Genomic DNA, 11,541 nt, shown 5'->3' with positions numbered 1-11,541 from the left:
TACTCATATGCGGGTCGGGCCTCCAGCGTGGGTAGCGATCGGCGGTTGTGGCCAGCGCACGGCAAATCCGTTGGTGTAGCGAAGATCGGCGTAGGCGAAGGCGTCGGCATGACCGACCGTCATCTGCGGATAAACGTCGAGGAAGCGGCGCAGCCGACGGCCAGCCTGGTCGCGATCGCCGATCACGATCTGCGCACCGCTGGCGGTGGTGACGCTCCAGCTGCCACGCTCGGTCAGCGCAACGCCGGTGATTTCCAGATGCGTACCGGCGAAGGCCTTGTGCGTCTCGGCATAAAAGCTAACCACCTCGGCCAGCCGATCGTCCGGCCCATGCAGGTTCGGCAACGCGCTGGTGTCATCCGTACCAGGCGCATCGAATACCAGACCTTGTCGGCTGATCAGCTGCTTGTCGTTCCAGCGCGCAAATGGCTGACGCTCATAGATACGAAGCAACAAGGTGTCGGGCCAGCGCTTGCGCGCCTCCACTGACTCGACCCAAGGCAGCGCGGCGACCGCTTTCTGCACCGCATCGAGATCCAGCGCGAAAAAGCCCTTGCCAAGTCGTGGCAACACCACCGCACGCAGCTGATCCGCAGTGACGTGTTTGAACTCCGCCTGCACGGTGAGCTGGGTCACGGGCCACCGATTGGCCGCAAACCATCCGCGCAGCACGCCGACGATCGGTAGCGCGACCAACGCGATGGCCAGGCACCAGGCGATGAGGCGGACGGTGCCTCTCATGAGCCCTCCCGAAAACTGGTCTCGAGTACGCGCCAACAAAGCTCTTGATAGTCGATGCCCGCTTCGGCAGCGGCCTTGGGCACCAGCGAGTGCGAGGTCATGCCCGGTGCGGTATTCACTTCCAGCAGCCAGTTACGACCAGCGGCATCACGCATCACATCAACGCGTCCCCAGCCGGCGCAGGCCAGCGCGTCGAAGGCGCGCAGCGACAACTCGCGCAGTGCCTGCTCGGCGGCGCCATCCAGGCCAGGGCAGATGTACTGCGTATCGTCGGCGATGTATTTGGCGTTGTAGTCGTAGTACTCGCCCTTCGGCACGATGCGGATGCTGGCAAGCACCTGCCGATCGAGAATGCCGACGGTGAATTCACCGCCGCCTTCGATCAGCGTTTCCATCATCAGGTCGCCCGGATATTTCGCCGCCAGCGCCACCGCTGCATCCAGATCCTTTTCGTCAAAAACGCGCGTTACGCCAACGCTGGAGCCTTCCCAAGCCGGTTTTACCACCAGCGGAAAACCGATCTCGCGCGCGGCGGCATGCATGTCCGCTCCGCGCGGCAACGCCTTGAAGAGCGGCGTCGGCAGGCCGATCGCCTGCCACACCTGCTTGGCGCGAATCTTGTCCAGCGACAGCGCCGAACCGAGCACGCCCGAACCGGTAAACGGCACGCCGAGCGACTGCAGCGCGCCCTGCAGCTCGCCGTTCTCGCCGCCGGCACCGTGCAGGATATTGAACACGCGTGCGAAGTGACCGGCACGAACCGCATCCAGCAAGGCCGGAATGCCGTCGATGGCATGTGCATCCACACCGCGCGCCTTCAGGGCAGCCAACACACCGCGACCGGAATCCAGCGACACCTCGCGCTCGGCCGAACTCCCGCCCATCACCACGGCAACACGGCCGAACTGGGCTGGGTCGGTGATCTGGTTTCGCCGGATTTTATTAAACATAGGGTTTGACTGACTCATGATTTATGCGTCCTCAGCTCACCGGCCTGCGATAGCTCCAGTGCTGCGGCACCGATGTCGCCCGCGCCGAGCAGCAACAGCAGATCGCCGTCGCGCAACAGGGTCGGCAACGTGTCCTTGAATTCGCGCGGATGCTCGATCAGCACCGGATCAACCTTGCCGCGTGCGCGCACCGCACGCGCCAGCGCGCGGCCATCGGCGCCAGCAATCGGTGCCTCGCCGGCGGGATAGACATCCGTCAGCACGAGCACGTCGGCTTCCGCCAGCACATTGGCAAAGTCATCCAGCAGATCACGCGTGCGGCTGTAACGATGCGGCTGAAAACCCACCACCAGGCGACGCTTTGGCCAACCACCACGCGCGGCCTCGAATACCGCGGCGAGTTCACGCGGGTGGTGACCATAGTCGTCGACTAGCAGCACGCTACCGCGATCGAGCGCGATTTCGCCGCGAGCATGAAAGCGTCGACCGACGCCCTGGAAATGTTCCAGCGCGTGCGCCATCGCCTCGGCTTCCACACCGAGCTGCCAGCCGATAGTGACCGCGGCCAGCGCGTTCAACACATTGTGTCGACCAGGCAGATTCAACTTCATGGGCAGCGCATCAGCGCGAGCCGGCAACACCACATCGAAGTGCATCTCGAAGCCGTGCTGGGTGATGTTGATGGCGCGCACATCGGCGTCGGGCGTATCGATGCCATAAGTCATCACGCGACGCGTGGTGGACTTGGCCAGCTCAGCCACTTCCTCATCATCGACGCACAACACGGCCAGGCCGTAGAACGGCAACCGATGTAGAAAATCGGCGAAGGCTTTTTTCACCTGTGCGAAATCGCCGCCGTAATTTTCCAGATGATCGGCATCGATATTGGTGACCGCCGCGATCACCGGCGACAACAGCAGGAACGAGCCATCGGATTCGTCAGCTTCCGCTACCAAATACTGACCGGTGCCGAGCCGTGCGTTGGCACCGGCCGCATTGAGCTGGCCGCCGATCACGAAGGTCGGGTCGTAGCCTGCTTCGGCCAGCACGCTGGCGGTGAGGCTGGTGGTGGTGGTCTTGCCGTGCGTGCCGGCGATCGCGATGCCACGGCGAAAGCGCATCAGTTCGCCCAGCATCTCGGCACGCGGAATCACCGGAACACGCGCGGCACGTGCAGCGACCAGTTCGGGGTTGTCCTTGCTGATCGCGCTTGATGTCACCACCACATCGGCATCACCGATATGTTCGGCGGCATGGCCTACATGCACGCTGATGCCAAGCTGCTGCAAACGTTGCGCGGTGGGCGAATTGGCCCGATCCGAACCGGACACGGCATAGCCGAGATTGTGCAGCACCTCGGCGATGCCGCTCATGCCCACACCACCAATGCCAATGAAATGCACGCGACGGAACGTGCTCATCAAATCCTCGTGGGCATGCAGGCGGCGCAGTGTCATGCGGCGACCTCCATACAAGCACGCGCAATCACTTGCGCCGCGTCGGGTTTGGCCAGCGTGCGCGCGGCGACAGCCATCGCAGTCACGCGAACGCGGTCATGCAGCAACGCAGAAAGTCGCTGGGCCAGTTGCTGTGCGTCAAGATCACGCTCCTGAATCAGTTCGGCCGCACCGATCGCAACCAGCGCTTCGGCATTGCGCGTCTGGTGGTCGTCCACCGCGTGCGGGAACGGCACCAGCACAGCGCCCAGTCCTGCAGCCGTGAGTTCAGCCAGCGTCAGCGCGCCGGCACGGCAGACAGCCAGATCGGCCCAGCCGTAGCTGCCTGCCATGTCATCGATGAAGGGCACGACTTCGGCTTCGACACCGGCTTGCGCATACGCAGCACGAGCCTCATCGAGACCGCGACTGCCGCACTGATGCAGCACTTCCGGACGTTCGGCCAGCGTCAGCTGCGCCAGCGCTTTCGGCACCGCCAGATTCAGCGCACGCGCGCCGAGGCTGCCGCCAAGTATCAGCAGTCGCGGCGTGCTGGTGCGGGCGCCGATGCGCTGTGCCGGCTCGAGTAGCGATGCGATGGAAGCACGTACCGGATTGCCCACCCACTCGGCATTCGGCAACGCATCTGCGAAACCCGCCAGTACGCGTTTGGCCAAGCTCGCCAGCTTGCGATTAGTGAATCCCGCCACGCGATTCTGCTCATGCACCAGCAGCGGCCGGCGCAACAACCATGCCGCGAGGCCGCCGGGGCCGGCGACATAGCCACCCATCGACAGCACGCTGCGAGGTTTGGTTTTGCTCAACACCCGCAGCGAGGCGCCCAGCGCGCGCAGCAACATCAGCGGTGCCAGCAATCGGGTACGCAAGCCTTTGCCCCGCAAGCCACCGACCGCCACCGTATGCAGTTCGATCTGGTGTGCCGGTACAACTTTCGTCTCCATGCCGCCGACCGCACCGAGCCACACCACCGGTATGCCCTGCGCGCGCAGACACTCGGCCACCGCGAGGCCTGGGAAAATGTGGCCACCGGTGCCACCGGCCATGATCAGCACAGGCGCGGAAGCGGTCATGCGGCCATTGCCTCGCCCGGGTGAATGACGGCAACATTCGCATCAGGTGCTGACGCCGCCAATGACATGCGATTGCGCACTTCGCGCGCGTCGAGCGCGCGATTGATCTCAAACGTCGCGCGCAGCAGCACGCCGGCCATCGCGCAAGTCAGCGCCATCGATGAGCCACCGTAGCTGATCAGTGGCAAGGTCAGCCCCTTGGTTGGCAGCGCGCCGAGATTCACGCCCACCGACACGATGGCCTGCATCGCGATCATCAGCGAAATACCAAACGCCACGTAGCCCGCAAACCGCTGGCCAATCTCGACACCCTTCAGGCCCAGATACAGACCGCGCCCCACTACTATCGCGAACAGGCCCATCACCAGCACCACGCCGGCCATGCCCAGTTCCTCGCCGATCACCGCGAAAATGAAGTCGGTATGCGCCTCCGGCAGGTATGACAGCTTCAGCACGCTGGAACCCAGACCGACACCGGTCCATTCGCCACGGCCGATCGCCATGAGTGATTGGGTCAGCTGAAAGCCGTCGTCAAACGGATGATCCCAGGGATGCATGAACGTCGTCAGTCGCTTCATGCGATAGCTTTCGCCAGTCGCCGCGACATACAGCAGCGGCATCAACGGAAGACCCATCAAAAACAGGAAGACCGGACGCGCGCCACCTAGCCAAACCATCGCGATGCTCACCGCAATCACCAGTGTGGCCGAGCCGAAGTCCGGCTGGGCGAGCAGCAACAGCACGATGATGCCGGCAACGGCAATCGGCTTGATCAGGCCCATGAAGCGCGTCTCGACGCTTTCGCGATGACGTACCAGGTAGCTGGCGATGTAGATCACCAGGATGAGCTTTACCGCTTCCACCGGCTGGAAGGTGGTCACCAATAGATTCAACCAGCGCCGTGCGCCGTTGATGCGCATGCCAAAGTGCGGCACGAAGACAGCGAGCAATAGGACGAAGGCAAGGGCCAATAGCGGAAACGCGTACTTCTCGAATAGCTTCAGCTCGGTGCGCATCACCATGCCGGCTGCCAGCATGCCGAGGCTGAGAAAGATCAGGTGCTTCTTGAGGAAATAGAACTGCCCCAAGTGCTGGCTATCGGCTACCGCGATCGAGCTCGAAGTCACCATCACCACGCCCACGCTGGCCAGTCCGATCAAACCGATCAGAAGGAGCATGTCGAAACGGCCGCGTGGACCTTCGCGGCGTTTTGCCTGCGTAGTGTCGAAGTCAAACATCAGCGCACCTTCAACGTGGCAAGACCGACGAGCACCAGCACGACGCTGATGATCCAGAAACGCACGATGACGCGGGGCTCGGGCCAGCCCTTCAATTCGAAGTGGTGATGGATCGGCGCCATGCGGAAGATGCGCTTGCCAGTCATCTTGAAACTGGCCACCTGCAGCATCACCGACACGGTTTCCATCACGAACACGCCGCCCATGATCAGCAGCACGATTTCCTGCCGCACGATCACCGCCACACAGCCAAGCGCCGCGCCCATCGCCAGCGCGCCGACATCGCCCATGAACACTTGCGCCGGATACGTGTTGAACCAAAGGAATCCGAGGCCCGCACCGGACAATGCACCGCAAAAGACGGCCAGCTCACCGGCGCCGGGAATCGACGGAATGCCGAGATATTCGGAAAATAATTTGTTACCGGCGAGGTAAGCGAATACGCCCAACGCGCCTGACACCAGTACAGTCGGCATGATCGCCAGACCGTCTAGGCCGTCGGTAAGGTTCACCGCGTTGGAGAAGCCGACGATCATGAAGTACGTCAGTACGACGAAGAACAAGCCCATTGGAATTACCACGTGCTTGAACACCGGCACGTACAGCGCGGTCTCCGCAACCGGCAAGGTACCCACCGCATGCGGCGCGCTGTAATAGAGGAATAGTGCTGCACCGACACCGAACACCGACTGCCAGAAATACTTCCAGCGACTGGCCAGGCCACGACTGTCCTTCAGCACTAGCTTGCGGTAATCGTCGTAGAAACCGATCGCACCGTAAGCCAGCATCACCGCGAGCACCGTCCACACGTAGCGATTGTGCAAGTCGGCCCACAGCAGGGTGGCGACAACGACCGAGAGCAGCACCATCACGCCACCCATCGTAGGCGTACCGGCCTTGACCAGATGCGTCTGCGGACCGTCGGTGCGAACCACCTGCCCTGCCTTCAACGCAGCCAGTTTTCGGATCAGCGCCGGACCGAACAGCAGTGACGTTGCCAGCGCGGTAAGCGCAGCCATGATCGTACGGAAGGTGATGTACTGGAAAAGATGGGGGGCGGTGAAATGCCGGGCCATCCAATCCGATAGTTCAAGCAACATCGGATGCCCTCCCTTTGTTGGTGTCTTCCGTGTGAGCGTGTTGCGTACTGGCATCAGCGCGATCGCCCAGCGCGGCAACGACCTGTTCCATGCCCGCGGATCGTGAACCCTTGATCAGGCAGGTCACGCCGTCGTGCAGTTGATTCTTGAGTGCAGCGATCAGGGATACCTTGTCAGCGAAGTGCTCGCCTTGCGCACCAAATGCTTCAACGGTAGCTGCGTTCAGAGGACCCACCGCAAACAGGCGATCGACACCGCTGTCGCGCGCGCGCTGGCCGATACCCGCATGCAGCGCCCGGGCATCGGTTCCGAGTTCAGCCATGTCGCCCAACACCAACCAGCGTTCGCCGTGAGCCAGCAGCAAGGTGTCGATCGCCGCCATCATCGAACTGGGATTGGCGTTGTAGCTATCGTCAATCAAGGTCCAGCCACCGCGCGTCGTGATGCGCCGCAGCCGGCCTGACACACCGCTGACCTGCTCCAATCCGATGACGATGGTGTCCAACGGAACCTCCAGCGCCAGAGCAACAGCGGCAGCAGCCAGCGCGTTGGCTATGTTGTGGCGGCCAGGGAGGGGCAGCGACACTTCGGCATCGCCCTGCGGCGTGCTGAGTACAAAGCGCGAACCATCGATGCCCTGATCGAGAATGTCGGCGCCAACGTCAGCCTTATGATCAAGCCCGAAGCGCAGCACCTTGCGCGAGCCGACCAGCCCGGCAAAGAAACTGGCAAAGGCATCATCGGCATTGATGATGGCGACGCCGTCAGCGGGTAGCGCCTGATACAGCGCACCCTTGGTTTCCGCCACGCCTTCGATACTGCCCATCCGTTCAAGATGCGCCGGCGCAATGAGAGTGACGAGGCCAACATCGGGCCGTGCAATGGCAGCGAGGTAATCTATGTCGCCCGGCTTGCCTGCGCCCATCTCGAGCACCGCAAATTGCGTGTCCTGCGGCATCGACAGCAGAGTCAGTGGCAGGCCCAGTTCGTTGTTGTAATTGCCCGAGCTGACGTGAGTGCGGCCGTGGCGTGAAAGGATCGATGCAGTGAGCGTCTTCACCGTAGTCTTGCCGTTGGAACCGGTGATGCCGGCCACCCGCACGTGGTGCTGCGCGCGTACAGCGCTGGCCAGATCGCCCAATGCCAGCGTGGAGTCCTTCACCAGCACCTGCGGCAGCGCGCCCTCGATCGTGCGTGTGACCAGCGCAGCCACGGCCCCACGCGCGGCGGCATCGGCGAGGTAATCGTGACCGTCGGCGTGCTCGCCTTTGATGGCGACGAACAGATCCCCTGGCACAACCTTGCGCGTATCGATGGCTACGCCACTGATTTTGATATCCGTACTCGCGGTATCCGCGCCGAGCAGGCGGCCGTGAGTCCACATCGCGATGGTATTCAAAAGCATCATGCGCGCGGCTCCCAGCTCATCCGATCGAGCGCGGCGTGCGCCACGGCCAGATCGTCGAGCGGGCGCTTGCCCGTCGCGCCTTCCTGATACGTTTCGTGCCCCTTGCCGGCAATCAGCACCACGTCGCCGGAATGCGCGAGCTGCAGCGCTTCGCCGATCGCTTTTGCGCGATCACGCTCCACCGCCATCGATGGTGACGCGACCATGCCGGCAACGATCTGCGCCACGATGACGTCGCCATCTTCGCCACGCGGGTTGTCGTCGGTGACAATGGCCACATCGGCCAGCCGCGCAGCAATCCCGCCCATCAGCGGACGCTTGCCGGCATCGCGTTCACCACCGCATCCGAACACACAGATCAGTCGGCCGGTGCAGTGCGCGCGCAATGCGGTGAGCGCCTGCTCCAGCGCGTCGGGCGTATGTGCATAATCGACAACTACCAGCGGCATGCCATGCAGTCCACCCAGCCGGCTCATGCGTCCATTCACAGGCTGCAGGCTTTCGAGCGCACCGACGATGCGTTCGAACGGTTCACCCAACGCGCCCAGACAGGCCGCCACGGTGAGCAGGTTGGCCACATTGAAACGACCTAGGAGACGGCTATTCACCATGCGCGTACCCCACGGTGTACGCAGCCGGAACAGCAGACCTTCTGGCGAGGTAACCACATCGCTGGCGATGATGTCCGCATCACCCACACCGGTGCTGCTGACTCGCAGCGCCTGCACGCCTGCGGACAAGGTGGCCAGCAAATCTGCGCCGTACGCGTCGTCGGTATTGATGACGGCGACCTGCAGACCTAGCCACGAAAACAGCTTGGCTTTGGCTGCGCCATAAGCCTCCATGCTGCCGTGATAATCCAGATGATCGCGGGTGAGATTGGTGAAAGCGGCCACCTCGAAATCGACAGCGGATACGCGACCTTGTTCCAGCGCGTGCGAGGAAACTTCCATCGCTACATGGCTGGCGCCGGCATCGCGAAAATCGGCCAACTGCTGCTGCACCGTGATCGCGTCTGGCGTGGTGCGCTCGCCTTCGAGCAGCTTGCCATGCAGGCCGACACCCAGCGTGCCGATGCTTGCCGCGCGATGACCGAGAAACGTCAGCGCCTGTGTCAACAGCTGCACGCAGGAGGTCTTTCCATTCGTACCGGTGATGCCGACCACACGCATCGACTCGGTGGGACGATCGTAAAAGCGCGCAGCGATTTCGCCGACCTGATCGCGCAGTCCATCGATCCACAGCAACGGCACATCGAACGGCGCGACCTCGACAGCGGGCGCTTCGGCCAGCACGACCTGCGCGCCACGCTGTATGGCGCCAGCCGCGAATTCGATACCGTGACCCTGGGTTCCACGCAGCGCAAAGAAAGCATCACCGCGGCGCACGCGGCGCGAGTCGAGCGATAGTCCGGAGACAACTATGCGTGCTGCGCCCCTTGCCTGCGCCACTTGCGCATCGGCAATACCCATCAGCAACTGGTCGAGTTGGCCGGTGCTCATGGCGTCGCCTCGTCAACCGGCGCTTCTTCGATATTCGGCGCCTCTGGTGGCTTGCTACCGGTCAATCCGTTCTGATCCTGCACAGGCCCGCCGACATACCAGCGACCGATGTTGTCGGGCGGGATATCGAGCAAACGCAGCGCGCCGTCCATCACCTTGGCGAACACCGGGCCGGAAACCAGACCGCCGTAGTAGCTACCCTTCTTCGGGTTGTCGACCACCACGGCGGCGACCAGACGTGGGTTGGTCGCTGGCACGAAGCCCGCAAACGCCGCGCCGTAGTTGTCTTTGGAATAACCGCCGACGGTGGCCTTGTGCGCGGTCCCGGTCTTGCCGGCCACTGTGTAGTTGGCAATCCACGCGTAGGGCGCTGCGGTGCCACCCGGCTGGGTGGTGGTTTCCAGCATGCCGATGAGCTCTTTGGATATCTGCGGTTCGATGATCGTCTTGGCATCGTTCTCGCCACCCTTGATAAAAGTGGGTGGATGCATCACGCCGCCATCGGCAATCGTCGCGTATGCGTTGGCGAGCTGCAGCACAGTGACGTTGAGGCCGTAGCCGTAGCCGAGAATGGCCTTTTCGCGCAGGCCCCAGCCGCCGCCAGGCTTCAGGTGACCGGACGCTTCTCCGGGAAAACCACTGTTGGTGCTGGAACCGAAACCGAACGCGCGGTAGGTGTCGTACATCAGACTGGTGTCGAGATCGGCCGCGATGTGTGCAGCACCCACATTGCTCGACTTGGTGATGACGCCCGTGGGCGTGAGTACGCCCCAGTTATGCGTGTCGTGGATGTCGTGCCCGAGAAAGAACCAGTGTCCACCCGTGGTGTCGATCAACGGGCTGGTCGGCGTGAACTTGCCGCTGGATAGCGCTGCCGCCATCAGAACCGGCTTGATCGTCGAACCCGGCTCGAATACGTCGGTCATCGAGCGGTTGCGGCGATCCGATGCTGCCGTACTCACCAATGCGTTAGGGTTGTAAGTCGGCAGGTTGACCATCGCCAACACTTCGCCGGTCTTGACGTCGAGAATCACCATCGAGCCGGAGTCGGCGTTCGACTTCTCGATCGCCGCCTTCAGCTCGCTGTAGGCAAGAAACTGCACGCGGCGATCGATGCTCAGCGTGAGATTGCGACCGGGCTGCGGCGCGCGTACCTGCTCGACGTCTTCCACGATGTGACCCATGCGATCGCGGATCACGCGCTTTTCGCCTGGCTTGCCGGACAGCCAGTCGTCATAGGCCAGTTCCAGACCTTCCTGACCGTGATCATCGATATTGGTAAAACCAAGCACGTGCGAGGTCACCTCGCCGGACGGATAGAAGCGGCGAAATTCGCGCTGGCCATTGACGCCAGGAATGCCCAGATCAAGCACGGCCTGTGCGGCTTCCGGCGCCATCTGGCGACGCAGAAACAGAAACTCGCGGTCGGAGCGTTGCTCAAGGCGCTCCTTCAATTCTTCGGCATCGGTACCCAGTGCCTGTGCCAGCTGAGGAATCCGGTCTTCGTTCTCGAGTACTTCAGACGGGTTGGCCCAGATCGACATCACCGGCGTGGATACCGCCAGCGGCTCGCCGTTGCGATCGAAAATCGTCCCACGCGAAACCGGAATCGGCATCTCGCGCAAAAATCGTGCATCACCCTGACGCTGATAGAACTGCTTGCCGACCACCTGCAGATCGAAAGCACGGGCCATCAGCCCAAGCGACGCAAGCCCGAGCAGGCTGACCACCACGGTCATGCGTTTGCTGGCGCTAGGGCCGGCACTATGCCGACGGCCCTGTCGCGATGATGGGGTTGGCTTGCGCGTAACCATCAGTGCAGCAACCGGATGTCTTGCGGGCGCGGGTTGAGCATGCCCAGTTTTTGACGCGCCTGGTCGTCGATGCGGCGTGGCTCGGCGTACGTGGCCTGCTCCAGCTCGAGCTTGCCGTATTCGATATTCAGCTCGTCGCGCTGGTTCTGCAGGGTCGTGAGAATGACGAACAGCACGCGGCTCTCGTGGCGTGTCCACACCACGCCGAGCGCGCTGGCCAGCACGGCCGCGAGCAGGATCAGCATGATGAGTGCGCCGATC

At 62.7% G+C, this 11,541-nt stretch carries 10 protein-coding genes; all 10 read right to left on the bottom strand.

Annotation, left to right across the window (positions count from 1 at the left end; genetic code table 11):
• Positions 1 to 3 precede the first annotated feature (3 nt).
• From HDE80_RS10020 to ftsL, 10 genes are read right to left on the bottom strand one after another with little or no spacing between them, the layout of a single operon-like run.
• Positions 4 to 741: a cell division protein FtsQ/DivIB gene (locus HDE80_RS10020; RefSeq protein ID WP_184670453.1), complete on the bottom strand. Its 738-nt coding sequence runs from the start codon at positions 739 to 741 to the stop codon at positions 4 to 6.
• Entirely contained in the window at positions 738 to 1,691 is a 954-nt protein-coding gene (locus tag HDE80_RS10015) for a D-alanine--D-alanine ligase (protein ID WP_184670451.1), read from the bottom strand. Before HDE80_RS10015 ends, HDE80_RS10020 begins: the two co-directional genes overlap by 4 nt.
• Before the next feature lie 14 nt (positions 1,692 to 1,705).
• Positions 1,706 to 3,148: a UDP-N-acetylmuramate--L-alanine ligase gene (murC, locus tag HDE80_RS10010; protein WP_184670449.1), complete on the bottom strand. Its 1,443-nt coding sequence runs from the start codon at positions 3,146 to 3,148 to the stop codon at positions 1,706 to 1,708.
• A complete protein-coding gene (gene murG, locus HDE80_RS10005; protein WP_184670446.1) occupies positions 3,145 to 4,218 on the bottom strand; it encodes an undecaprenyldiphospho-muramoylpentapeptide beta-N-acetylglucosaminyltransferase in 1,074 nt (357 codons plus the stop codon). Before murG ends, murC begins: the two co-directional genes overlap by 4 nt.
• Complete coding sequence (ftsW, locus tag HDE80_RS10000; protein WP_184670444.1) at positions 4,215 to 5,456, bottom strand: putative lipid II flippase FtsW; 1,242 nt, start codon at positions 5,454 to 5,456, stop codon at positions 4,215 to 4,217. The genes murG and ftsW overlap by 4 nt, the downstream gene beginning before the upstream one ends.
• Positions 5,456 to 6,556: a phospho-N-acetylmuramoyl-pentapeptide-transferase gene (mraY, locus tag HDE80_RS09995; RefSeq protein ID WP_184670442.1), complete on the bottom strand. Its 1,101-nt coding sequence runs from the start codon at positions 6,554 to 6,556 to the stop codon at positions 5,456 to 5,458. Before mraY ends, ftsW begins: the two co-directional genes overlap by 1 nt.
• On the bottom strand, positions 6,546 to 7,964 hold the full coding sequence (murF, locus tag HDE80_RS09990; RefSeq protein ID WP_184670440.1) for a UDP-N-acetylmuramoyl-tripeptide--D-alanyl-D-alanine ligase: 1,419 nt from the start codon (positions 7,962 to 7,964) through the stop codon (positions 6,546 to 6,548). Before murF ends, mraY begins: the two co-directional genes overlap by 11 nt.
• The gene (locus tag HDE80_RS09985) at positions 7,961 to 9,466 is read right to left on the bottom strand and encodes a UDP-N-acetylmuramoyl-L-alanyl-D-glutamate--2,6-diaminopimelate ligase (protein WP_184670438.1); all 1,506 of its coding nucleotides are present in this window, start codon (positions 9,464 to 9,466) and stop codon (positions 7,961 to 7,963) included. Before HDE80_RS09985 ends, murF begins: the two co-directional genes overlap by 4 nt.
• On the bottom strand, positions 9,463 to 11,280 hold the full coding sequence (locus HDE80_RS09980; RefSeq protein WP_184670436.1) for a penicillin-binding protein 2: 1,818 nt from the start codon (positions 11,278 to 11,280) through the stop codon (positions 9,463 to 9,465). Before HDE80_RS09980 ends, HDE80_RS09985 begins: the two co-directional genes overlap by 4 nt.
• A complete protein-coding gene (gene ftsL, locus HDE80_RS09975; RefSeq protein WP_184601103.1) occupies positions 11,280 to 11,540 on the bottom strand; it encodes a cell division protein FtsL in 261 nt (86 codons plus the stop codon). The genes HDE80_RS09980 and ftsL overlap by 1 nt, the downstream gene beginning before the upstream one ends.
• Position 11,541 lies beyond the last annotated feature (1 nt).

Origin of the sequence: Rhodanobacter sp. A1T4 (assembly GCF_014207185.1) — a bacterium.
GTDB lineage: Bacteria > Pseudomonadota > Gammaproteobacteria > Xanthomonadales > Rhodanobacteraceae > Rhodanobacter.
This window is presented reverse-complemented; position numbering and strand designations above follow the sequence as displayed.